At 38.7% G+C, this 22,878-nt stretch carries 19 protein-coding genes; 12 read left to right on the top strand and 7 right to left on the bottom strand.

Annotated elements, in window-relative coordinates:
* Positions 1-29: 29 nt before the first annotated feature.
* Positions 30-626 (top strand): DedA family protein, encoded by a 597-nt coding sequence (locus LIX50_RS07125; RefSeq protein ID WP_048953044.1) that lies wholly within the window; start codon positions 30-32, stop codon positions 624-626.
* A 70-nt stretch (positions 627-696) separates the two neighbouring features.
* Here the strand turns inward: LIX50_RS07125 and ribE are convergent, their stop codons facing one another.
* Positions 697-1,311 (bottom strand): riboflavin synthase, encoded by a 615-nt coding sequence (gene ribE / locus LIX50_RS07120; protein ID WP_048953045.1) that lies wholly within the window; start codon positions 1,309-1,311, stop codon positions 697-699.
* A 42-nt stretch (positions 1,312-1,353) separates the two neighbouring features.
* On the opposite strand from ribE, the gene hmrM reads away from it, so the two are divergent.
* From hmrM to LIX50_RS07095, 5 genes are all read left to right on the top strand, one after another.
* Entirely contained in the window at positions 1,354-2,748 is a 1,395-nt protein-coding gene (gene hmrM, locus LIX50_RS07115) for a sodium-coupled multidrug efflux MATE transporter HmrM (RefSeq protein WP_048953046.1), read from the top strand.
* 8 nt (positions 2,749-2,756) lie between these two features.
* Positions 2,757-3,473 carry a DNA/RNA nuclease SfsA gene (gene sfsA, locus LIX50_RS07110; protein ID WP_048953047.1) on the top strand — a complete coding sequence of 239 codons (717 nt, stop codon included), beginning with the start codon at positions 2,757-2,759 and terminating at the stop codon, positions 3,471-3,473.
* A gap of 225 nt (positions 3,474-3,698) precedes the next feature.
* Positions 3,699-4,886 (top strand): tyrosine--tRNA ligase, encoded by a 1,188-nt coding sequence (gene tyrS / locus LIX50_RS07105; RefSeq protein WP_048953048.1) that lies wholly within the window; start codon positions 3,699-3,701, stop codon positions 4,884-4,886.
* 69 nt (positions 4,887-4,955) lie between these two features.
* Complete coding sequence (locus LIX50_RS07100) at positions 4,956-5,882, top strand: aminoimidazole riboside kinase (protein ID WP_048953049.1); 927 nt, start codon at positions 4,956-4,958, stop codon at positions 5,880-5,882.
* Between the two features lie 78 nt (positions 5,883-5,960).
* A complete protein-coding gene (locus LIX50_RS07095; protein WP_048953050.1) occupies positions 5,961-7,415 on the top strand; it encodes a glycoside hydrolase family 32 protein in 1,455 nt (484 codons plus the stop codon).
* A 103-nt stretch (positions 7,416-7,518) separates the two neighbouring features.
* On the opposite strand, the gene hemA is transcribed toward LIX50_RS07095, so the two are convergent.
* Complete coding sequence (gene hemA / locus LIX50_RS07090) at positions 7,519-8,835, bottom strand: glutamyl-tRNA reductase (RefSeq protein ID WP_048953051.1); 1,317 nt, start codon at positions 8,833-8,835, stop codon at positions 7,519-7,521.
* Between the two features lie 186 nt (positions 8,836-9,021).
* Positions 9,022-9,738, bottom strand: a complete 717-nt coding sequence (gene gloB / locus LIX50_RS07085; RefSeq protein WP_048953052.1) for a hydroxyacylglutathione hydrolase — start codon at positions 9,736-9,738, stop codon at positions 9,022-9,024.
* Positions 9,739-9,771: 33 nt separating this feature from the next.
* On the opposite strand from gloB, the gene LIX50_RS07080 reads away from it, so the two are divergent.
* Positions 9,772-10,470: a methyltransferase domain-containing protein gene (locus tag LIX50_RS07080; RefSeq protein WP_048953053.1), complete on the top strand. Its 699-nt coding sequence runs from the start codon at positions 9,772-9,774 to the stop codon at positions 10,468-10,470.
* Here LIX50_RS07080 and LIX50_RS07075 read toward each other — a convergent pair.
* Positions 10,467-11,273, bottom strand: a complete 807-nt coding sequence (locus LIX50_RS07075) for a class I SAM-dependent methyltransferase (protein WP_226385922.1) — start codon at positions 11,271-11,273, stop codon at positions 10,467-10,469. The two genes, LIX50_RS07080 and LIX50_RS07075, sit on opposite strands and share 4 nt — an antisense overlap.
* 222 nt (positions 11,274-11,495) lie before the next feature.
* Here LIX50_RS07075 and LIX50_RS07070 point away from each other — a divergent pair, with 222 nt between their 5' ends.
* From LIX50_RS07070 to gyrA, 3 genes are all read left to right on the top strand, one after another.
* On the top strand, positions 11,496-11,972 hold the full coding sequence (locus LIX50_RS07070; RefSeq protein WP_048953055.1) for a hypothetical protein: 477 nt from the start codon (positions 11,496-11,498) through the stop codon (positions 11,970-11,972).
* Positions 11,973-12,108: 136 nt separating this feature from the next.
* The gene (ycaO, locus tag LIX50_RS07065; protein WP_048953056.1) at positions 12,109-13,872 is read left to right on the top strand and encodes a 30S ribosomal protein S12 methylthiotransferase accessory factor YcaO; all 1,764 of its coding nucleotides are present in this window, start codon (positions 12,109-12,111) and stop codon (positions 13,870-13,872) included.
* Between the two features lie 568 nt (positions 13,873-14,440).
* Positions 14,441-17,083: a DNA topoisomerase (ATP-hydrolyzing) subunit A gene (gene gyrA, locus LIX50_RS07060; RefSeq protein ID WP_048953057.1), complete on the top strand. Its 2,643-nt coding sequence runs from the start codon at positions 14,441-14,443 to the stop codon at positions 17,081-17,083.
* 54 nt (positions 17,084-17,137) lie between these two features.
* Here gyrA and metX read toward each other — a convergent pair whose 3' ends face one another.
* Positions 17,138-18,214 carry a homoserine O-acetyltransferase MetX gene (gene metX / locus LIX50_RS07055; protein WP_048953058.1) on the bottom strand — a complete coding sequence of 359 codons (1,077 nt, stop codon included), beginning with the start codon at positions 18,212-18,214 and terminating at the stop codon, positions 17,138-17,140.
* 157 nt (positions 18,215-18,371) lie between these two features.
* On the opposite strand from metX, the gene LIX50_RS07050 reads away from it, so the two are divergent.
* Complete coding sequence (locus LIX50_RS07050; RefSeq protein WP_046950031.1) at positions 18,372-19,058, top strand: vancomycin high temperature exclusion protein; 687 nt, start codon at positions 18,372-18,374, stop codon at positions 19,056-19,058.
* Positions 19,059-19,061: 3 nt separating this feature from the next.
* Here LIX50_RS07050 and folC read toward each other — a convergent pair whose 3' ends face one another.
* Positions 19,062-20,366, bottom strand: coding sequence for a bifunctional tetrahydrofolate synthase/dihydrofolate synthase (gene folC / locus LIX50_RS07045; protein ID WP_048953059.1), 1,305 nt, complete (start codon positions 20,364-20,366; stop codon positions 19,062-19,064).
* Position 20,367: 1 nt separating this feature from the next.
* Positions 20,368-21,258 carry an acetyl-CoA carboxylase, carboxyltransferase subunit beta gene (accD, locus tag LIX50_RS07040; protein ID WP_048953060.1) on the bottom strand — a complete coding sequence of 297 codons (891 nt, stop codon included), beginning with the start codon at positions 21,256-21,258 and terminating at the stop codon, positions 20,368-20,370.
* Between the two features lie 202 nt (positions 21,259-21,460).
* Here accD and LIX50_RS07035 point away from each other — a divergent pair, with 202 nt between their 5' ends.
* Entirely contained in the window at positions 21,461-22,852 is a 1,392-nt protein-coding gene (locus LIX50_RS07035) for a DegQ family serine endoprotease (RefSeq protein ID WP_048953061.1), read from the top strand.
* Positions 22,853-22,878: the final 26 nt, after the last annotated feature.

Below are 22,878 nucleotides of genomic sequence, written 5' to 3'. Positions count from 1 at the left end.
TATTCATTAAAAAATAAAGTAGGAAGATTATGGAATTTCTGATTGGATTTTTTACTGAGTACGGCTATTGGGCTGTTCTTTTTGTTTTAATTATTTGTGGATTTGGTGTACCGATTCCTGAAGATATTACGTTAGTTTCTGGTGGTGTGATTGCGGGGCTTTATCCTGAAAGTGTTAATTCACATTTAATGTTGCTCGTCAGTATGATTGGTGTACTTGCGGGAGATTCGACCATGTATTGGCTTGGTCGTATTTATGGTACAAAAATTTTACGTTTCCGCCCAATGCGTAAAATCGTGACATTACAACGTTTAAGAATGGTGCGTGAAAAATTCAGCCAATATGGCAACCGTGTGTTATTTGTCGCACGTTTTTTACCCGGCTTGCGTGCTCCAATTTATATGGTCTCTGGCATTACTCGCCGTGTAAGTTACACACGTTTTGTCTTAATTGATTTCTGTGCTGCTATTATTTCTGTGCCAATTTGGGTTTATTTAGGCGAACTTGGTGCAAAAAATTTAGACTGGTTACATGCTCAAATCCAAAAAGGTCAAATGGTGATTTATATGCTCATCGCTTTACTTGCCCTATTTCTGTTCTGGAAATGGAAAAAATCGAAAAAATAAGCGAAGTCATCAAACAAAAGAGCGGTTAAAAAATTCTGTGTTTTTTAACCGCTCTTTTTATTTCAATAGACTATAAATTTCTCGCTTTTAAATAATTTTCCACGGTATCTACAATGGCCTGCGTTTGAGGATCGATTTCGATATTCACAATATCGCCCACTTTACGTTGCCCCATTAAGGTTCGTTGCAAAGTTTCGGGGATTAAATTCACACAAAATTGCGTGCCTTTTACTTCGCCAATAGTCAGGCTAATGCCATCTACCGCAACAAATCCTTTCGTTAAAATGTATTTCATTACATCTGCACTAGGCAGCTCAAACCAAATTTGTCGGTTATTTTCACTGGCGAGAATGTTTGAAATTTTTGCCGTACAATAGACATGACCAGATAATAAATGCCCGCCAATTTCTGTTCCCATTTGCATGGCTCGTTCGATATTGACATTATCGCCTACTTTCAACAAGCCAAGATTCGTAATTCTTAAAGTTTCTTGCATGAGATCAAAGCTAACGAGATCACCATTGACTTCAGTCACGGTTAAACATACACCGTTATTTGCCACCGATGCGCCAATTTCTAGGTCTTTACGCATTTCAGGTGGTAATTTTACCACTTGTGTTCTAAAATTAGCCTTTTCTGTAATTGAATGAATAAGCGCCGTGCCTTGTACAATTCCGGTAAACATATTTTCTCCTTTTCTAAAAATTTTTCTTAGTATATCAAATTTATGAATTTTCGTCTTTTGTCCCAATATCACGCTGATATTAAAAAATTAATTAAAATCTCTTTACCCATTTTATTAGCGCAAATCGCACAAAACTCAATGGGATTAGCGGATACCATTATGGCTGGTCGAGTGAGTTCCACTGATATGGCAGCGATTTCTGTTGGCGCATCGATTTGGATGCCGTTGGTGCTTTTCGGTCAAGGCTTATTATTGGCGCTACCACCGACTATTTCTTACCTAAACGGTTCAGGCCAACGCCATCGCATTGCCCATCAAGTTCGCCAAGGCATTTGGCTTGTGTTAGGCGTGAGTATTCCTTTAGGTTTGCTGATTTATTTCTGTGAAATTCCGCTGCAATATATGCAAATGGAAAGCAAAATGTCAGATTTAGCACGCGATTATTTACATGCGATGTTGTGGGGATTGCCTGCTTATTTGATCCTAATTAATTTTCGTTGTTTAAATGATGGGATTGCCAAAACTAAGCCAGCGATGGTCATTACCTTTTTAGGTTTACTGCTGAATATTCCGCTTAATTACATTTTTATTTATGGAAAATTTGGCATGCCTGCTTTTGGTGCGGTGGGCTGTGGCATTGCGACAGCTATTGTGAACTGGGCAATGTGCTTAATGATGATGTTCTATTCCTACACGAATGCTCAAGAACGCTCGCTAAAAGTATTTAGCCAATTAATTGAAATGCCGAATCCCAAAACGCTTAAAAAACTACTGCGTTTAGGCTTGCCAATTGCTATTGCACTTTGTTGTGAAGTGGCGTTATTTGCCCTCACTTCGTTAATGCTTTCTCCGCTAGGCTCAACCATTGTTGCGAGCCATCAAATTACATTGAATACCAGCTCTTTCATTTTTATGTTCCCTATGTCAATTGGTATGGCAACAACGATTTTAGTCGGACAAGCATTGGGAGCTGGCTCACCACAAAATGCGAAAAAAATGAGCTATGCCGCATTATTATTAGGGCTAACGGTGACAATCATTACCGCATTAATTACGATTTTTTTCCGTTATGAAATTGCCTCTATTTTCGTAACCGATGAAATTGTCATCGCTATGGCGGCAAATTTATTATTATTTGCCGCACTTTATCAATTTTCAGATACCATCCAAATGGTGGTTGGCGGCATTTTACGGGGCTATAAAGATACCAAAGTCATTTTATATATTACCCTTTTCTCTTATTGGGTAATTGGTGTGCCACTTGGTTATATACTGGGTCGTACAGATTGGCTTGTGCCACACATTGATGCGAAAGGTTTCTGGATTGCCTTTGTGGTCTCACTCACTTTCGCAGCGATCTTACTTTCTTTGAGAATGAAAAAAATGCAAGCTATGAGCGATAACGCCATTTTACAACGTTTAGAAAAACTCAAATAAGGAACTTTATGCAACTTCCAGCTTTACAATCAGCAAAGTTGATTCGTCGTTACAAACGCTTTCTTGCGGATATTGAACTACCCACGGGTGATATGATGACAATTCATTGCGCCAATACAGGCGCGATGACGGGGTGCGGTGAAAAAGGCGACACAATTTGGTATTCACATTCCGATAGCCAAACCCGCAAATATCCTCATACTTGGGAACTCACTCAACTTGAAAACGGGCAACTTTGCTGTATCAATACCCATCGTTCTAATCAACTTGTCTTTGAAGCACTGCAAAATAAGCAAATCAAAGAACTAGCAATGTATCACGAAATTTATCCTGAAGTGAAATACGGTGAAGAAAATAGCCGAATTGATTTCTTACTGAAAGCTGAAGGCTTACCCGATTGCTATGTGGAAGTAAAATCCATCACCTTAGTCAAAGGAAATTTAGGTATGTTTCCTGATGCGGTTACTACGCGTGGACAAAAACATGTCCGTGAATTACTCGTAATGAAAAAACAAGGTTATCGTTCAGTAGTGCTATTTGCTGGGTTACACAATGGTTTTGATCGTTTCAAGATCGCAGAATATATCGATCCCGAATATGATCGCTTATTAAAAGAAGCAATGGAACAAGGCGTTGAAGCCTATGCTTATGCGGGCAAATTTGAAATTTCTAATGGAATTCCTACCGCACTTTCCTTAACAGAATCGGTGCCTTATATAAAATAATATTTTTTGAGAATTATTTTCATTTTCTTGTTGACAAGATTATTGATAACGATTATCATCTAGTCATTCCAACAATAACAGAGCGTTTTCTTAATTTGAAGCGTTCAACAGATAATCACTCCAACATTCCCGCCTATTTCCCCACAAATAGGCGTTTTTTTTATTCACAAATCGCTAAGAATCCCTATAATAAAACCTTTCAAAAAACATAATTAGGAAATAATAATGACTGACATTAATACCGTTCTCGCGGAACTAAAGCGCGGTACTGATGAAATCCTTTCAGAAGCGGATTTAATCGAAAAACTGAAAGAAAATCGCCCATTAAAAGTAAAATTAGGCGCAGATCCAACCGCACCAGATATTCATTTAGGGCATACCGTTGTATTAAACAAACTACGTCAATTTCAACAACTCGGTCATGAAGTCTATTTCTTAATTGGTGATTTTACTGGAATGGTAGGCGATCCATCAGGTAAAAATGCCACACGTCCTCCACTCAGCCGTGAAGATGTATTGCGCAATGCTGAAACCTATAAAGAGCAAATTTATAAAATTCTCGATCCACAAAAAACCAAAATCGTCTTCAACTCTGAATGGTTAAGCAAACTTGGAACAGAAGGTATGATTCGTCTTGCAAGCAACTACACCGTTGCGCGTATGCTTGAACGCGATGACTTCAAAAAACGCTTTGGCAACAATCAACCTATTGCCATCCATGAATTTATTTATCCATTACTACAAGGCTATGATTCTGTTGCATTAGATGCTGATGTAGAACTAGGCGGTACAGACCAAAAATTCAACTTACTTGTTGGTCGTGAATTACAAAAATCAGCAGGAAAAAAACCACAGGTTGCGATTACACTTCCATTGCTCGTTGGCTTAGATGGCGAGAAAAAAATGTCCAAATCACTTGGCAACTATATCGGTGTAACAGAAGCACCAAACGATATGTTCGGTAAAGTGATGTCTATTTCAGATGAACTCATGTGGGATTGGTATAACCTTCTTTCATTCCGTCCATTAAGTGAAATTGCACAATTAAAATCGGAAGTAGAAAACGGCAAAAATCCTCGTGATGTAAAAATCTTATTAGCAAAAGAATTAATAGCCCGTTTCCACAATGAAGAGGCAGCAAACGCCGCAGAACAGGAATTCATTAATCGTTTCCAAAAAGGCGCAATGCCTGATGAAATGCCTGAATTTACGTTCTCTGGCGAAATGGGTTTAGCCACCTTATTAAAAGAAGCGGGACTTGTGCCTTCCACTTCAGAAGCGATTCGCTCTGCTCAACAAGGCGGTGTAAAAATCAATGGTGAAAAAGTCGATAACGTAAAAGACAATGCACCAAAAGGTACAAATGTTTACCAAGTGGGTAAACGAAAATTTGCTCGTATAACGGTAGAATAAAAACATAACATAACCGCGCTTTAAAGTGCGGTTATTTTTAATCAATTTTGTCGTATAAAGGAACGTAAAATGAATCAAAAAATTTGGGTAACCGGTGATGCTGTAGTCGATTTAATTCCAGACGGTGAAAATCACTATTTACGTTGTGCGGGTGGCGCACCTGCAAATGTGGCGGTGGGGGTTGCGCGTTTAGGTGGACAAAGTGCATTTATCGGAAGAGTGGGAAATGATCCTCTCGGTCAATTTATGCTAGAAACCCTTAATTCGGAAAACGTAGATACAACTCATATGATTCTCGATCCTCAACATCGTACATCAACGGTAGTAGTGGGATTAGACAATGGTGAACGTAGCTTCACTTTTATGGTTAATCCAAGTGCGGATCAGTTTTTACAAACCAATGATCTCCCTCATTTTAAATCTGGAGAATGGTTACACTGTTGTTCTATTGCTCTCATTAATAACCCATCACGTGAAGCAACTTTTGAAGCAATTCGCCGTATTAAAGTTGCAGGAGGATTTTTTTCCTTTGATCCCAATTTACGCGAATCACTATGGGCAAGCTTAGATGAAATGAAAAGCGTTGTGATGGATGCGGTAGCCCTCGCTGATGTATTGAAATTCTCCGAAGAAGAATTAACGCTTTTAACCAATACTGACAGCCTTGAAAAAGCATTTGAAAAAATCACCGCACTTTATCCTGAGAAATTGATTATTGTCACCTTAGGTAAAGATGGGGCATTGTATCACCTTGCAGGGGAAAAGGATGTCGTTGCAGGTAAGGCATTAAAACCAATTGATACTACCGGTGCAGGTGATGCTTTCGTGGGTGGTTTATTAGCAGGACTTTCTCAACATGAAAATTGGCGTGACAGTGATGTGCTAGTTCGTATTATTCGTCAGGCAAATGCTTGTGGCGCACTGGCAACCACAGCCAAAGGAGCGATGTCTGCCCTACCAAATAAAAATCAATTAACTGAATTTTTAGAAAATTAGTTGCTGAGTGTGTGAATAAAAGGTTCACACACTTTTTTTCACTGAATTCGCACATTTCAATTTAGGCACAACACCATAATGATCATTTTTAACAACGGTAAATACAAAAGTATTCTTGCAGCAGAACCAGATGAGCTCAACGCTATACGTCAAACGGTGGAAAGCGATAAAGATTTCTATCCGACCTATCACATTGCCCCACCAACAGGATTATTAAATGATCCGAATGGTTTAGTGTTTGATGGTGAAAAATATCATCTTTTTTATCAATGGTTTCCCTTTGATGCATTACATGGGATGAAGCACTGGAAACATTTTATTACAAATGACTTTCAAGTCTTCCAACATGCAGATGATTTAATCCCATGTGAGCCATTTGAATCTCATGGTTGTTATTCTGGAGGGGCATTAAAAGTCGATAATAAATTAGCAATATTCTATACGGGAAATACTCGCCGTTTGACTGATAATCAACGAATCCCCTACCAAAACCTTGCTATTTTTGATTGTAACGGCATGCTTATCAGTAAACGTCCGCTGATTGAAAAAGCGCCTAATGGTTATACAGAACATGTACGGGATCCTAAACCTTACTTGACTCCTGAAGGTAAAATTCGTTTTATCTGTGGTGCGCAACGGCAAAATCTCACAGGCACCGCTCTCCTGTTTGAAATGGATAATTTAGATGATACGCCTCGTTTACTGGGTGAACTTGACGTCCCTAAATTTAATAACCATCAGGTTTTTATGTGGGAATGCCCTGATTTGATGAAATTAGGCAATAAAGATATTTTTATTTGGTCACCACAAGGAAAAGCGCGTGAAACTCATCAGTTCCAAAATAACTATCATGCTACTTATGCTATCGGTCAATTAAATCAGCATACTTTTGATGCAGAATATATTGCAGAACTTGATCAAGGCTTTGATTTCTATGCACCGCAAACCTTTTCAGGTTTAGAAAATAAAGAGAATACTATTCTACTAGGCTGGATAGGCTTACCTGATTTAACTTATCCAACAAATCAATTCAAATGGCATTCAGCCCTTACCATGCCACGCGAAATTCAGTTAAAAAACAATCAGCTATTCCAGCGTCCGATTAAAAAAATCTATGAAAATATGACCGCACTTTCATCCCTCACATTAAAAGGAAAAATGGAAGTTGAACATTTAGATCGGGCTTATTTGAAATTTGATGCGCAAAATCGCTCCTTTACATTAGATTTCTTTTTCAATAAAGCTAAGGAAAAGCTAAGCTTATCTTATGAAAATGGCCTAATTTGCTTAGATCGTCATCAATCCACACAAACTGAGTTAATGATAAAATTTGGATCGCAACGTTACTGCAAAGTACACGAACTTCATACTATCGAAATTTTCTTTGATCGTTCTATTGTAGAAATTTTCTTAAATAATGGTGAAAAAACCATGACATCAAGATTTTTTATCGCAGATAGGGAAAACGTTATTGTGACAAACCGATCTTTAAATATTGAGATTGGTTTTCCGAAACATATTCAATATAGCTGAAATGAAGTGTTACTTGGAGGAAATCTACGTTCTTTTACATTATTAAAGAGAACGTAGGTAAGTTATCGCTGAGTGATATTGGTTTCTTCTTTGAATATTTACCTTATTTTTCATTCAACGGATGATCCAGATGTAAGGCGTTAGAAAATGCATGTAATCCTTCGGCATTACTACTTTTCATCATTGCTTGCATTGTCTGTGTTGGTACGTGAATCAATTTATTCATAAGTTTATAACTCAGCTCTTGCAAAATATCTTCGGCGAGCTCGCCATTTTGTAAACTTAATTGCGCTTTTTCAAGTAGCTCTTGGCGAATTCGCTCCGCATCTTGGCGATAATATTTAATTAAATTAGAGAATTGATGAACCTTTAACCACTCAAAGAAATCATGACATTCTTGCGAAATAATTTCTTGTGCTTGTTCAGAAGCTAGCTCTCGCTGATTCAAATTACGTTGAATGATATCTTGCAAATCATCTACGGTATAATGATATACACTATCAAGTTCTGCCACCGTTTCATCAATATCTCGAGGAACCGCAATATCTACCAATAACATTGGCGCATAATGACGCACTTTTTGAGATTGTTTCACCATGTCTTGAGTGATCAACACATTTGGACTACCTGTAGAGCTAATCACAATATCAGCCTGATGCAATGCATATTGCAATTCATCTAAACCAAATACATCTATCTGCGTCTCAGTTGCTAATTTCTCAACTAATTGCACGGCTCTTTCTCGAGTACGATTTGCAATCATTAATTTTTTCACACCATGACGCAATAAATGACGGCTGACGAGTTCAATCGTCTCCCCTGCACCAACCAGTAAAATATTTAGGTTTCGGAGTGATTCAAAAATCTGACGAGCAAGACTACAAGCAGCATAAGCCACTGATACCGCACTTTCGCCAATATTGGTTTCAGTTCGGACCCGTTTTGCCGTAGAAAATGTTTTTTGAAATAAACGAGAAAGCTCTGTTGATAGAGGTAAATTAGCAGCTTGATAATAATCTTCTGTAATTTGAAATGCTTGTTTTACCTGTCCTAAAATTTGTGGCTCACCTAAAATGAGTGAATCTAATCCACAAGCCACACGCATTAAGTGATTTGCCGCTTGCTGATTTTGATAGGTATAAATACTCGGATTCAGCTCTGCTAAAGAAAGTTGATGGATATCAGCAAACCATTGCGCTGCATTATGCAACCATTTTTCACATTCTTGTGGCGAAATTTGTCGATGATGAAAATACACTTCCGTGCGATTACACGTAGAAAGAATCACAGCACCTTCAGCAAGGTTTTGACGATAAATTTGTTGCAAGGCAAGCTCGCGTTTCTCATTTGAAAACGCGACTTTTTCACGCACTGAAACAGATGCGGTTTTGTGATTAATGCCGAGAACAAGAAGTGTCATAAAATAATTAAAAAATAATCTGTAGAAAGCAAAATTTCAAAAACATAGATATGATACTTTAAGCACCACACCTTATTTCCATCCAGCCTACATATTAATGATAAAAATACGGTGTATTATTCTAATGAATTGTGACGCATTGAGCAAATTCACACATCATAAATTTATTAGAATCATGCCAAATGATTAAAAAATATCTTTTGCTTTGCGAAGTGCGGTAAATTCTTCAAGTGTTTTTGCTTGTAAAAACGGATTAATTTCTCGCTCTAGTTTTAAGGTTGTTGGCAAGCTTGGTTTATTTTCAGCCCGTTGTGTTTCAACAAAAATACGTTGTTTTTCTACCGCACTTTTTTCTACCGCACTTTTCTCCACCAGCACAGTTTCCGCAAATGCTAAATTTCCCAAGGTATATTCATGAGCAGGGCAAACAATCGTCTCGTCAGGCAATGTATTCAAACGCTGTAGACCTTCAAACATCTGTGCGTAATTACCCGTGAAAACACGTCCGCAACCTGCAGAAAATAACGCATCACCACAAAATAAATGATTATCCACTAAAAAACTAACGTGCTGTTTAGTGTGTCCCCCCGTCGGAATGACATCAATTTGATAATGTTCGGTAAGGATCTTCCCTTCGTTCACAATTTGAGTCGCACCTTTGTTCTCACATTCTTTCGGCCCATAAATCGGCACCGTTGGATAACGTTTTTTAAATGCCGACACACCTTGTGTATGATCCTCATGTTCGTGAGTAAGCAACACCGCTTCAACCGTTGCGTTTTGCTTATCTAGCCATGCAAACAGCTTGTCCGTTTCAGGCAAATCGACAATAATAAGAGGCTGATTTTCTCGTTGATAAAGCCAAATGTAGTTATCATTCAGCGCAGGCAAAGCAAATAACATAATCGTCCTTTTCATTTGTGATGGAGGAATAAAATGATTGTAAACTGGAATGCCAAAGCGACCAAGCCTTTCATTCAGCCTGAAAGTTGGCAAAATTTGCCAAAGGGGGATAATTATTGCCAAGCCTTACGCCAAACGTTAATGCCTTGGATGCCCAAAATTTTAGGTCATCAGGTTTTGAAAATTGGTGGGTTAAGCGGTGAAGTTACGACAAATTTGCCTATGCACCACCAGATTATTTTGAGCGAAAAAATCACGCAAAATCTCACCGCACTTTGCAATGCTAAAGTTAGCTTAGTTCAAGCAAGCCTCACCGAATTGCCATGCCTTCAAAAAGAAATTAATGCCGTGTTTTTAATGAATACGCTTAATTTTGCACAAGATCCGCATCAAATTCTGCGTGAATCTCATCGCATACTGACAGACGATGGCTGGATTTTTATTGCTTTATTTAATCCATTAAGTCCGCTGATTTTCAAAAGAAAAATGGGGGATTATCCATTGCGTCACTACCCAGCTTGGCGAGTCATTGATTGGCTTTCATTGCTCAATTTTGAAGTGATTGAAAAATGCCCTATTGCAACCAAGAATAAACGCGCAACAATCTTTTCGCCGCTCACGTTAATCATTGCGCAAAAACGAACCTATCCACTGACGCTTAACCCAGAAAAAGTGCGGTCAAAAATACCGGTATTTTTAGAGCCAGTAAATGCATTCAAGCTTAAAAGCTAGGCGCGTTCCACATTCCACCAAATCAACGCCCATTTTTTCTGTCCGTGATAAATGGGTTCGTTGTTAGCTTGTTTACAATCGTAAAAGGCTTTTAAACCTTGTTTTTCTTTTTCAGAAAGTTCGCCTAAAGAAAATTCCACCGAAGCTAATAAATCCTCGTAGCTTTCACCTTGAAAACAACCCGATTCGGTTCCAATAAAATTCAAATTTGCCTGAATGCCTTTTTGATACAACCGATTGAGTAAATAAATATAAGTGGGGAAACCAATATCTTCACGGCCAATCGCCTCAAATACGCCCTCATCTAAAAAATGACCTTGTGTGACAGAAGTCAAAAACACACGTTTTTTCGCTTTCGCACAGAGTTTTTCGATCATATCGTCCAAATCGTCTACCAATGTGGAACGAGATGCCAACACCACATCAGCTTGCGGCACATCATCCCAATTATCCGCCCAAGATTTATGAAATGTCGTGAGATGATGCAAACCAAACTTCTGCTTGAATTGCGCCAAGCAATCTAACATTCCATTGCTATAATCTAAGGCATATACCGTTGAGCCTTGTTGTGCGAGAGGCACAGCCAAGGTACCGGGACCACAGCCAACATCCAATACTGTTTCATCGGCTTGCACATTCATAGCTTGCAATAATTGCTGATTATATGCAGAAGGCTTGCCGACTAAGTTCTCTGCCATTTTCACGGCTTTTTTATCCCATTTTGTTGGCGGCAAGTTGTAATGATTACAAGCGATTAAGTGTTGTTGATACAGTTCAGCAAAATTGATGTCGTAAATAGTCATAGTGATTTTTCAATGTAGTTATTCAAATGTTGATGTAAAAGTTCGGGCGAAGTGCGGTTAAAATAGTAAGAATTTTTTCATTTTAAAAATGAGACATTACAACGAATTCTACAGCATCGATATATTAATTCAAATATAGCGTAGTAAAATGAGATAAAAGGATTCTATAATATTAGGTGTTCTATATTTTCCTATGGTTATTTTGTAGAAAAGGACAATTCAATGAAATTTGAAGTGATTTATAAATTTTTCTTAGTGTGGGGATTAGCCTTAAGTTTGCTTTTCGTTGTTGTAAGTGGCATTTCAATGTGGCTAGGATTTCCTTTTACTCAAGCCTTAGACATTCATCTTTTCTTTGCTGGATTTACCGTATTTGGTTTGTTACTACATTTTTATAACCGCAAGAAGAAATGGGTAAAAATCAACACTCAATTTACCGATCTCATCACCCATAATCGCATGCCCTCTTATTGCAATTTGGATCGCTTGATGATGACTTTCGAACATTTTTCTATTCAACAAATCGCTGAGCAACTCAATCTTTCTCTCCCAATTTTATTAAATGAATTATCACAAGCTCAAATAAACATAACTGATTCCCACCGCACTTTACGTGAAAACTTTCCTCTCAACGATGAAAAAATTTTCGCTACCATTACGATTGCGTTGAAAGTGCGGTTCAATCCAACGTTACTTTAACGCCAATCAAATATACGTTAAAAGTGCGGTAAAAAACCCCGAAGTGTTTCGGGGTTTATTTTTGCCGAAAAAATCTTGCCCCGCTATTAAAACTCCCCTATTATTCACCGCACTTTTTTCTTATTTAGGAACAAAAATGACAGAACAAACGTTTATCCCTGGCAAAGATGCCGCATTAGAAGATAGCATTGCAAAATTTCAACAAAAATTGACCGCCCTTGGTTTTAATATTGAAGAGGCATCTTGGCTGAATCCCGTGCCAAATGTGTGGTCTGTGCATATTCGCGATAAAGACTGCCCGCAGTGTTTTTCTAATGGTAAAGGGGCAAGCAAAAAAGCGGCGTTAGCTTCTGCCCTTGGCGAATATTTTGAGCGTCTTTCCACTAATTATTTCTTTGCTGATTTCTATTTAGGACAAGAAATTGCAAACGGTAATTTTGTGCATTATCCCAATGAAAAATGGTTCCCGATTGAAGATGATGCCTTACTGCCTAATGGCATTTTAGATGATTATTTATTGGATTATTTTGATCCTAATGCTGAGCTGACGCCTGAATTATTGGTAGATTTACAATCTGGCAATTATGATCGCGGGATCGTAGCGATGCCTTATGTTCGTCAATCAGACGAACAAATCGTTTACATTCCACAAAGTATTATTGCCAACCTTTATGTCTCAAATGGCATGTCTGCAGGCAATACGAAATTTGAAGCACGTGTGCAAGGCTTGTCAGAAGTATTTGAGCGTTATGTGAAAAACAAAATTATCGCCGAAGCGATCAGTCTGCCAGAAATTCCAAAATCGGTGATGGATCGCTATCCATCTATTCAGGCTTCCATTGCAAAATTAGAGGAAGAAGGCTTCCCAATTTATGCTTTTGATGCTTCACTTGGCGGAAAATACCCTGTTATTTGCGTCGTATTATTAAATCCAAATAACGGCACGTGCTTTGCCTCTTTCGGCGCACATCCAAATTTCCAAGTAGCGTTAGAACGTACGGTGACTGAACTCTTACAAGGTCGTAGCTTGAAAGATTTAGATGTTTTCTCACCGCCATCTTTCAATAACGATGATGTGGCTGAACACGCTAATTTAGAAACCCACTTTATTGATTCGAGCGGTTTAATTTCTTGGGATTTATTCAAAGAAACGCCTGATTATGAATTTGCTGATTGGGATTTCAGTGGTACAACGCAAGAAGAATACAATAATTTAATGGCAATTTTCCGTGCGGATGAAAAAGAAGTTTACGTGATGGATTACAACCATTTGGATGTCTATGCGTGCCGTATTATTGTGCCAGGCATGTCTGATATTTATCCTGCAGACGATTTAATTTACGCTAACAACAATATGGGAATGGATTGGCGCGAAATTTTACTGGATTTACCAAATTGGCATCACGATGCAGAAACCTATCAAGAGTTATTAGAAGAATTAGATGGCCAAGATATTGACGATGCAACTCGCGTGCGTGAATTTATCGGTATCGTTGCACCTAAAAATAGCGGCTGGACAACCTTACGCATAGGTGAACTAAAATCAATGCTTCACCTTGCATTAGGCGAATTAGAACAAGCATTAGATTGGGCAAATTGGACGCTGAATATGAACAGCTCTGTATTCACCACAGAACGTGTGAATTATTACCGCGCATTAATTTCCATCATTGAATTACATTTAGATGAAAATCGCGAACCAGAGCAATATCGTTCAGTGTTTGAGAAAATGTATGGTAAAGATGCAGTTAAACAAGCTTGGGCAGCTGTATCTGAAGGTGGCAATCCGTTCTACAATCTTCCAGCAAGTGATGAGAATTTGGAAAACTTTAAGGAACATCAGGCGTTGCTGGGAGCGTATGGGAAGTTGCAGAAAGCAAAGCAAGTACATCAAAAATAAATTAGGCTTATTTCGTACTTTCAATTCTTGAAAGTACGACCTACTTTTCTTTGCTTCGCCAAAGAAAAGTAGGCAAAAGAAAAGCGCTCCTGCTTTTCCTTATTTCCTTTGTTCCATACAATTTGCTTAACGGAAATTTTCTGAACTCGCCGCAAACGGCTCAAACAGACGAAAATTTCCTACAAATTCTATGAAACAAAGGCGGAAAAGAAGGGGACCCATTTAATTCTACCAACAAATAAAACAACCTATAAAAACCTCTCTAAAACCAACCGCACTTTTTAAATGATCCTCCGATAAACTCGGGCCCCATATAAATCGCCTTTGCGACTTTCAATTTTTAGGCAATTTTCGTCTGTTTGAGCAACGTAGTTGCGAGTTTAGAAAATTGCCGTAAAGAAAATTGAAACAAAGCAAAGATCAGCGATTTAACTGGGGGTACTTTTCTTTGCTTACTTTCTTTTGTACAAGCAAAAGAAAGTAAGTCGCCATTAGGCGAAATCCTAATGTAAAAAACATACCTTTATGCTATAATCTGCCACAATTTTTGATCAAAAAAGGAATACCAATGACGGATTCAATCCAATCATCTATCACCCCTGTCAATATCGAAGAAGAACTCAAATCTTCCTACCTTGACTACGCGATGTCGGTTATCGTTGGGCGTGCATTACCTGACGTTCGAGATGGTTTAAAACCTGTTCACCGCCGCGTATTGTTCTCAATGGATCGCGAAGGTAATACCGCCAATAAAAAATACGTAAAATCAGCGCGTGTTGTAGGTGATGTAATCGGTAAATATCACCCGCATGGTGACTCAGCCGTGTACGATACTATCGTTCGTATGGCTCAACCATTCTCACTTCGTTATATGTTGGTTGATGGGCAAGGTAACTTCGGTTCAATTGATGGTGATGCGCCAGCTGCAATGCGTTATACCGAAGTTCGTATGCAAAAAATCACGCAAGCATTGCTCACAGATTTGGATAAAGAAACCGTCAATTTCTCGCCAAACTATGACGGCGAATTAATGATTCCAGATGTATTGCCGACTCGTATTCCAGCACTTTTAGCAAATGGTTCTTCTGGTATTGCAGTAGGGATGGCAACTAACATTCCTCCACACAACTTAAATGAAGTATTGAATGGTTGTTTGGCTTATATCGACAACAATGAAATTACCATTGATGAATTAATGCAACATATTCCGGGACCAGACTTCCCAACTGCGGCATTAATTAATGGTCGTAAAGGGATTGAAGAAGCCTATCGCACTGGTCGTGGTAAAGTTTATGTTCGTGCTCGTGCAACAGTAGAAACCAACGAAAAAGGACGCGAGCAAATTATCGTGTCTGAATTGCCATACCAAGTAAATAAAGCAAAATTAGTCGAGAAAATCGCCGAATTAATTCGCGAGAAAAAAATCGAAGGCATCAGCAATATTACTGACCTTTCAAACAAAGAAGGGATTCGTATTGAAATTGATATTAAACGTGATGCAGTAGGTGAAGTAGTATTAAACCATCTTTACTCGCTTACTCAAATGCAAGTGACCTTTGGTATCAATATGGTGGCATTGGATCACGGTCAGCCACGTTTATTTAATCTTAAAGAAATCATTGAATCCTTCGTTTTACACCGCCGTGAAGTGGTTACACGTCGTTCTATCTTTGAGCTTCGCAAAGCGCGTGAACGTACGCACATTTTGGAAGGTTTAGCGGTTGCTCGTTCTAATATCGATGAAATGATTGCGATCATTCGTAACTCTAAAAACCGTGAAGAGGCTGCAACAGCAATCAGCTCACGCTCTTGGACGTTACATAGCGATATTATTAATCTTCTTGATGTTTCTGCTCGTCCTGATGATTTAGAAGAAAATCTTGGTATTCAAGGTGAACAATATTACTTATCGCCAGCACAAGTAAACGCAATTCTAGAACTTCGCTTACATCGTTTAACAGGCATTGCCTTTGAAGAAGTTGTAAAAGAATATGAAGAATTATTAGTTAAAATTGCGGATCTTCTTCATATTTTAAGTAGCGCAGAACGCTTAATAGAAGTGATTCGTGAAGAATTAGAAGAAGTAAAAGCACAATTTGGTGATGATCGTTTAACTGAAATTACCGCAGCTTCTGGTGATATTGATTTAGAAGATTTAATCGCACAAGAAGATGTAGTTGTGACGCTTTCTCACGAAGGTTATGTGAAATACCAACCATTAACTGACTATGAGGCTCAACGCCGTGGCGGTAAAGGTAAATCTGCAACGAAGATGAAAGAAGAAGATTTCATCGAAAAATTACTGGTGGCAAATACTCACGATACGATCCTCTGTTTCTCTAGCCGTGGTCGTTTATATTGGTTGAAAGTATATCAACTTCCACAAGCAAGCCGTGGTGCACGCGGTCGTCCAATTGTGAATATTCTTCCGTTACAAGAAAACGAACGTATTACTGCAATCTTGCCAGTTTCTGCTTACGAAGAAGATAAATTCGTAGTTATGGCAACTGCTGGCGGTATTGTGAAGAAAATCGCCTTAACCGAATTTAGTCGTCCACGTTCAAACGGTATCATCGCATTGAATTTACGTGATGAAGATGAATTAATCGGTGTGGATATTACCGATGGTAGCAACGAAATTATGTTGTTCTCATCACAAGGTCGCGTGGTACGTTTTGCTGAAAATGCTGTGCGTGCAATGGGGCGTTTAGCAACTGGGGTTCGCGGTATCAAACTCGCTTTAACAAACGATATTTCTGACGATGAAAGTGCGGTAGAAATTGAAGAAATTTCTGATGACAACGCCGAAGCATCATTAGATTTAAATATCGATAAAGTGGTTTCTCTCGTTGTGCCAAAAGGTGAAGGTGCAATTTTAACTGCAACGCAAAACGGCTACGGAAAACGCACACAATTAAGTGAATACCCAACTAAATCACGTAATACAAAAGGTGTGATTTCGATTAAAGTGAGCGAACGCAATGGTAAAGTAGTTGCTGCAACTCAAGTAGAAGAAACAGACCAAATTATGTTGATTACCGATGCTGGAACCCTTGTTCGCACACGCGTAAGCGAAGTGAGCATCGTAGGTCGTAACACGCAAGGTGTTCGTTTAATTCGTACTGCCGATGATGAACACGTAGTAAGTTTAGAACGTGTTTGTGATGCAGATGAAGAAGATTCTTTGGAAGAAAGCGGTTCTGAAGAATAACCTATTATAAAAAAGAAGTGCGGTGAAATTTCACCGCACTTTTTTTATGACTCATTAATTACCCGCCAAACCATCTCTGATTCGTTTTTCAAACTGATCATAATCCACTAAAAACGCATCGTGTCCGTAATCTGATGGGAATTCGTAAAAATGTAGATCGACTCCACTTTGTTCTAAAAGTTGTTTACTTTTATAAAGGTCAACTGGCTTAAAGAGCTGGTCCGTTGTCACAGAAACCAATGTATAGCGTGCTTTAATGCGTGACAATGCCTCTTTGACATTTTCATACCCAATGCTTGGATCATACATATCCAACGCACGTAACAAATGCAAATAACTATTGGCATCAAAACGTTCTAAAAATTTTTTACCTTGGTAAGAAAGGTAGGATTCAACTTGAAAGTAGTCTCCCCAAAAGCTGCCATCTGATTTTGTAGCCCGTCCAAAGGCTTTTGCAAGCTGTAAATCAGTACGGTAAGTCAACATACCTAGCATACGAGCAATAGATAGCCCTTGATCTGGCGGTGTACCATCATAGTAATCGCCACCATTAAAATTAGGGTCATTAATTACCGCTTGACGCATAACATGGTTAAAGCCTATGGCTTCCGCACTAAAATAAATGGATGAGCAAAGATTCACGATATTATCCATAAAATCAGGATAATCAATCGCCCATTGATTCGCTTGCATACCGCCAAAAGATCCACCAATAATGGCTTTTAAATGGCTAATGCCAAGATGATCAAGCAAGGCTTTTTGTACTTTGACAATATCTTGCACGACAATATTAGGAAATTGGCTACCATAAGGTTTACCCGTTTGCGGATTAATTGATGAAGGCCCTGTTGTTCCCTTACAACCACCTAATACGTTCGAGCTAATAAAAAAATAACGATCCGTATCCAATACTAAACCTTTGCCCATAAAATTCTGCCACCAGCCATCGCGACCATCATCGAAATAAGGCTCAGCATCGCCAGTTAAAGCATGGCAAATTAATACCGCATTATTTTTTTCGGCATTAAGCGTACCATAAGTTTGATACGCGACATTGATATGGGAAAGCTTGCCACCAAGCGTCATGGTTAAAGGCTGTGTGTCAAAAAGCACTACATTTTGCACAGACATTGGAAACCTATTGTAATAATGAGAATGGCACTTAAACTATCAGTAAGTCGATTAGGTTGTCAAGAAATTTTAGCCGTCTAAACGGCTAAATTATCACACATCAATACAATTCATAAAATCCATCAAATTCTCCTTGAAGTGCGGGGAATTTTTCATTATGTTTACAGGCATGATAATAAAAAAATTACCATCAAAATTAACCGCACTTTTTCGTATATCGCTCTATACAATCTTTGCACTGATTATGCTTTGCTTGCTTGTCGATAAAGGCGTAAGTTTTTATGTGCATGATAAGGTATTCACGAATATTGATGAACTCCCCCCTCGTGCATATGCTCTTGTGCTGGGCACATCGAAATATATTATTGGTGGAAAACCTAATGCTTATTACGAGTATCGTTTAGCCGCCGCAAAAGAGTTGATCGATCATCAAAAAGTCAATTACCTTTTATTAAGTGGCGATAATCGCACTGTCCAATATAACGAACCAAGAGCAATGTTTCGTGATTTACGAAAAATGGGCGTATCTGAAGCCTCTATGTTCCGTGATTTTGCTGGTTTCCGTACGCTAGATTCCGTTATCCGCGCAGATAAAATTTTCCAAGTACAAGCATTTACGATTGTCAGCCAAAAATTTCATTGCGAACGTGCACTTTTAATTGCCAAAGCACATGATATTGATGCGATTTGTTTTGTAGCCAAACAACCTGAATTACATCTATCGACCCGAATAAGAGAAGTTTTTGCGCGTATAAAAGCGGTTTTGGATTTGATATTAGGCGTTGAGCCTTATTTTTTGGGAGAGCCAGAACCACTCCCCTCCCCAATAAATAAGGTCAATTGATGTTTACTCTACAACCGACCAAAATTCGGCTACGGTGTGGAAAGATCCAAAGACTAAAACAACATCATTTTTTACCGCACTTTTGAGCGCTGTGCGCACACCATCCATAACAGAATTATCAGATGTAGCCTGAACATGTGAGAAATGACTTTTCAATTTCTCTGCTAATTCATCACCTGACTGCCCGCGGTAGCCGCCTAAGGTGACACAATGCCATTCATCAATAATAGGCGTTAAATGCGCAAATACCCCATTTGCATCTTTGTCTTTGAGCATCCCACATACGGCAATAATTTTGCCCTCAATGTTGCATTTAAGTGCGGTTAATTTTTCAGATAAATATTTTGCAGCGTGAGGATTATGCCCCACGTCAACGATGATTGTTGGCAAGGTTTCAACTGATACGCCAAGATAATCTGCTAATTTTTCACGTTTATCTACTTTTATTGCTTGAAAACGACCAACCAGTTCTACCTCTTGCAAAGATTTTCGTAAAATCTGTTCTGAAATATCAAACGGCAAGTATTGAACGGCTGCAAGGGCTGTTGCCGCATTCGCCAATGGAATCTGACAAAACGGCAAATTTTTTAACCGCACTTTTTTATTTTGCCATTGCCAATTTTCAGCATTTTGCTCAAATGACCAATCCACATCACGTCGGGAAACTTGGCAATGTAATTTTCCAGCCTGATCTAACATTGTTTGTGGCACATTAGGTTCGCCAATCACGACAGGGCAATTTTTGCGGAAAATTCCTGCTTTTTCAAAAGCAATAGCCTCTCTGGTATCCCCAAGAAAATCGGTGTGATCAATATCGATGCTAGTAATCACAGCAAGATGGCTATCCACAATATTGGTCGCATCTAAACGACCACCCAACCCCACTTCTAAAATCACCACATCTAATTTCGCTTGCTTAAATAAATGCAAGGCAGAAAGGGTGCTAAATTCAAAATAAGTCAGCGATTCTGTTTTATTTTCATCAATAAAAGCAAAAGAGGCAGTATGTGCTTCATCGGGTAAATCTTGATTTTGAATGCGTACTCGCTCGTTATAACGTAGTAAATGAGGCGAAGAATACACGCCCACACGTAATCCGTGATTAAGCAGAATCGTTTCTAACAAACGGCAAGTCGTGCCTTTACCATTCGTCCCCCCCACCGTTATCACATAAGGGGCAGGATGAAGTAAATCCAATTTTTCTGCCACGGATTTAATACGATCTAAACCGAGATCGATGGGTTTAAAATGGCTTTTTTCTAAATAAGAAAGCCACTCAGCGAGTGGCGAAGTGGCTTTAAGTTGCATATTATTCATCTTCTGAAATGAGTTCAGGTTCTACAAAAGGAGAAGGTTGATTCGTTAATTTACTCAGTACACTTGCCAAAGTTTTACGCATTTCTGAACGTTTTACGATCATATCAATTGCCCCTTTCTCAAGTAGAAACTCACTACGTTGGAAACCTTCTGGGAGTTTTTCACGCACAGTTTGTTCAATAACACGTGGACCTGCAAAACCAATTAAAGCTTTTGGTTCAGCAATATTTAAATCCCCTAACATCGCAAAACTGGCTGATACGCCGCCTAAAGTCGGATCCGTTAATACCGAAATAAACGGCACACCTTTTTCACGCATTTGGGCAAGCACTGCACTAGTTTTTGCCATTTGCATTAAAGAGAACAATGCTTCTTGCATACGTGCACCACCACTCGCAGAGAAACACACAAATGGACAATTCATTTCCATAGCTTTTTCAGCCGCTTTAACAAATTTTGCACCAACTACAGAACCCATTGAACCGCCCATAAAAGCAAAGTTCGATGCAGCCACAACAATTGGCATATTATAAAGTGTACCAGTCATGGTAATTAACGCATCTTTTTCACCCGTTTCTTTTTGCGCCGCACTGATACGATCTTTATATTTCTTTAAATCTTTAAATTTTAAAATATCTTTTGGTTCTAAATCTGCCGAAATTTCTTGGCTTGAACCTTCGTCCAATAATTTTAATAAACGCTCACGTGCGTCAATACGCATATGATGACCGCATTTTGGGCAAACATAAAGATTACGTTTGAGTTCTTCACTATAAAGTACTTGTTCACAAGAAGTACATTTTGTCCACACGCCTTCCGGCACATTTGCTTTTCGAGTAGAAGAAGACGGACTTTTACTAAAAATTCGGTTAATCCAGCTCATTTTTTGACCTTTTTATTGACTAGAAAATTCTGCGTATTAGACCATAAATTTGCAGAATTTGCTACTTGTAAGGCGTTTTTGTACTGCTCCGATTTCCTTTAGAAACGTTCAATAAATACGAGAAATAAATCCATGATTGAACATTTTTTTTATTTCTTTGTCTCATAGACTACGTTATCTGAAATCTATTTTGGAGTATTTTATGAAAAAAACACGTTTTGTATTAAGCAGTATTGCGCTCGGATTAAGTGTCTTGAGTACACCATTTGTGGCTCAAGCCGATTTACCAAGCTTCATTTCAGAGCAAAATAGTTTGGCACCGATGTTAGAAAAAGTTCAACCTGCGGTGGTGACGCTTTCTGTTGAAGGAAAAGCAAAAGTTGATTCACGTTCTCCTTTTCAAGACGATATTCCTGAGGAATTTAAATTCTTCTTCGGCGATCGTTTTGCTGAACAATTTGGCGGACGGGGTGAATCAAAACGTAACTTCCGTGGTTTAGGTTCTGGCGTCATTATTAATGCAAATAAAGGCTATGTTTTAACAAATAACCATGTTATTGACGGGGCTGATAAAATTACCGTGCAATTACAAGATGGCCGAGAGTTTAAAGCCAAATTAGTGGGTAAAGATGAGCAATCAGATATTGCATTAGTTCAACTTGAAAAACCAAGTAATTTAACAGAAATCAAATTTGCTGATTCCGATAAATTACGCGTAGGCGATTTTACTGTTGCAATTGGTAATCCATTTGGTTTAGGTCAAACTGTTACATCAGGCATTGTTTCTGCATTAGGTCGCTCAACTGGCTCTGATAGCGGTGCTTATGAAAACTATATTCAAACTGATGCTGCTGTAAACCGCGGTAATTCAGGTGGTGCATTAGTCAACCTAAATGGTGAACTTATTGGTATCAACACCGCGATTATTTCTCCAAGCGGTGGCAATGCAGGAATTGCCTTTGCGATTCCAAGTAATCAAGCAAATAATTTAGTGCAACAAATTTTAGAATTTGGTGAAGTACGCCGAGGATTGCTTGGTATTAAAGGTGGAGAACTCAATGCTGATTTAGCCAAAGCCTTTAACGTGAGCGCACAACAAGGCGCATTTGTAAGTGAAGTATTACCTAAATCAGCCGCTGAAAAAGCTGGCATTAAAGCAGGGGATATTATCACGGCGATGAACGGTCAAAAAATCTCAAGCTTCGCAGAAATGCGTGCAAAAATTGCCACCTCTGGTGCAGGAAAAGAGATTAGTTTAACTTACTTACGCGATGGTAAATCTCACGATGTTAAAGTGAAATTACAGGCGGATGATGGAAACCAACTTTCCTCTAAAACGGAATTACCTGCGTTAGATGGCGCGACATTGAAAAACTATGATACAAAAGGCATCAAAGGGATTGAAATCACCAAGGTTCAACCGAACTCGCTTGCTGCACAACGTGGTTTAAAAGCTGGCGACATTATTATTGGTATAAACCGTCAACTGGTTGAAAACACATCTGAATTAAGTAAAGCGCTTGATGATGAACCATCGGCTGTAGCCTTAAATATTTTACGTGGAGACAACAATTTTTACTTATTAGTACAATAATTCTTCCACCAAAGATATAAACAAAA

This window comes from Haemophilus sp. Marseille-P9675 (assembly GCF_916862695.1).
In the GTDB taxonomy this organism is placed as follows: Bacteria; Pseudomonadota; Gammaproteobacteria; order Enterobacterales; family Pasteurellaceae; genus Haemophilus; species Haemophilus haemolyticus_K.
Note: the sequence above shows the minus strand (reverse complement) of the source record. Positions and strands in the feature narration are given on the sequence as shown.

What these genes read in the sequence shown, in the direction of transcription:
- LIX50_RS07125 (WP_048953044.1), top strand. Translation starts at nt 30, where the DNA reads ATGGAATTTCTGATTGGATTTTTTACTGAGTACGGCTATTGGGCTGTT.
- ribE (WP_048953045.1), bottom strand. Translation starts at nt 1,311, where the DNA reads ATGTTTACCGGAATTGTACAAGGCACGGCGCTTATTCATTCAATTACA.
- hmrM (WP_048953046.1), top strand. Translation starts at nt 1,354, where the DNA reads ATGAATTTTCGTCTTTTGTCCCAATATCACGCTGATATTAAAAAATTA.
- sfsA (WP_048953047.1), top strand. Translation starts at nt 2,757, where the DNA reads ATGCAACTTCCAGCTTTACAATCAGCAAAGTTGATTCGTCGTTACAAA.
- tyrS (WP_048953048.1), top strand. Translation starts at nt 3,699, where the DNA reads ATGACTGACATTAATACCGTTCTCGCGGAACTAAAGCGCGGTACTGAT.
- LIX50_RS07100 (WP_048953049.1), top strand. Translation starts at nt 4,956, where the DNA reads ATGAATCAAAAAATTTGGGTAACCGGTGATGCTGTAGTCGATTTAATT.
- LIX50_RS07095 (WP_048953050.1), top strand. Translation starts at nt 5,961, where the DNA reads ATGATCATTTTTAACAACGGTAAATACAAAAGTATTCTTGCAGCAGAA.
- hemA (WP_048953051.1), bottom strand. Translation starts at nt 8,835, where the DNA reads ATGACACTTCTTGTTCTCGGCATTAATCACAAAACCGCATCTGTTTCA.
- gloB (WP_048953052.1), bottom strand. Translation starts at nt 9,738, where the DNA reads ATGTTATTTGCTTTGCCTGCGCTGAATGATAACTACATTTGGCTTTAT.
- LIX50_RS07080 (WP_048953053.1), top strand. Translation starts at nt 9,772, where the DNA reads ATGATTGTAAACTGGAATGCCAAAGCGACCAAGCCTTTCATTCAGCCT.
- LIX50_RS07075 (WP_226385922.1), bottom strand. Translation starts at nt 11,273, where the DNA reads ATGACTATTTACGACATCAATTTTGCTGAACTGTATCAACAACACTTA.
- LIX50_RS07070 (WP_048953055.1), top strand. Translation starts at nt 11,496, where the DNA reads ATGAAATTTGAAGTGATTTATAAATTTTTCTTAGTGTGGGGATTAGCC.
- ycaO (WP_048953056.1), top strand. Translation starts at nt 12,109, where the DNA reads ATGACAGAACAAACGTTTATCCCTGGCAAAGATGCCGCATTAGAAGAT.
- gyrA (WP_048953057.1), top strand. Translation starts at nt 14,441, where the DNA reads ATGACGGATTCAATCCAATCATCTATCACCCCTGTCAATATCGAAGAA.
- metX (WP_048953058.1), bottom strand. Translation starts at nt 18,214, where the DNA reads ATGTCTGTGCAAAATGTAGTGCTTTTTGACACACAGCCTTTAACCATG.
- LIX50_RS07050 (WP_046950031.1), top strand. Translation starts at nt 18,372, where the DNA reads ATGTTTACAGGCATGATAATAAAAAAATTACCATCAAAATTAACCGCA.
- folC (WP_048953059.1), bottom strand. Translation starts at nt 20,366, where the DNA reads ATGCAACTTAAAGCCACTTCGCCACTCGCTGAGTGGCTTTCTTATTTA.
- accD (WP_048953060.1), bottom strand. Translation starts at nt 21,258, where the DNA reads ATGAGCTGGATTAACCGAATTTTTAGTAAAAGTCCGTCTTCTTCTACT.
- LIX50_RS07035 (WP_048953061.1), top strand. Translation starts at nt 21,461, where the DNA reads ATGAAAAAAACACGTTTTGTATTAAGCAGTATTGCGCTCGGATTAAGT.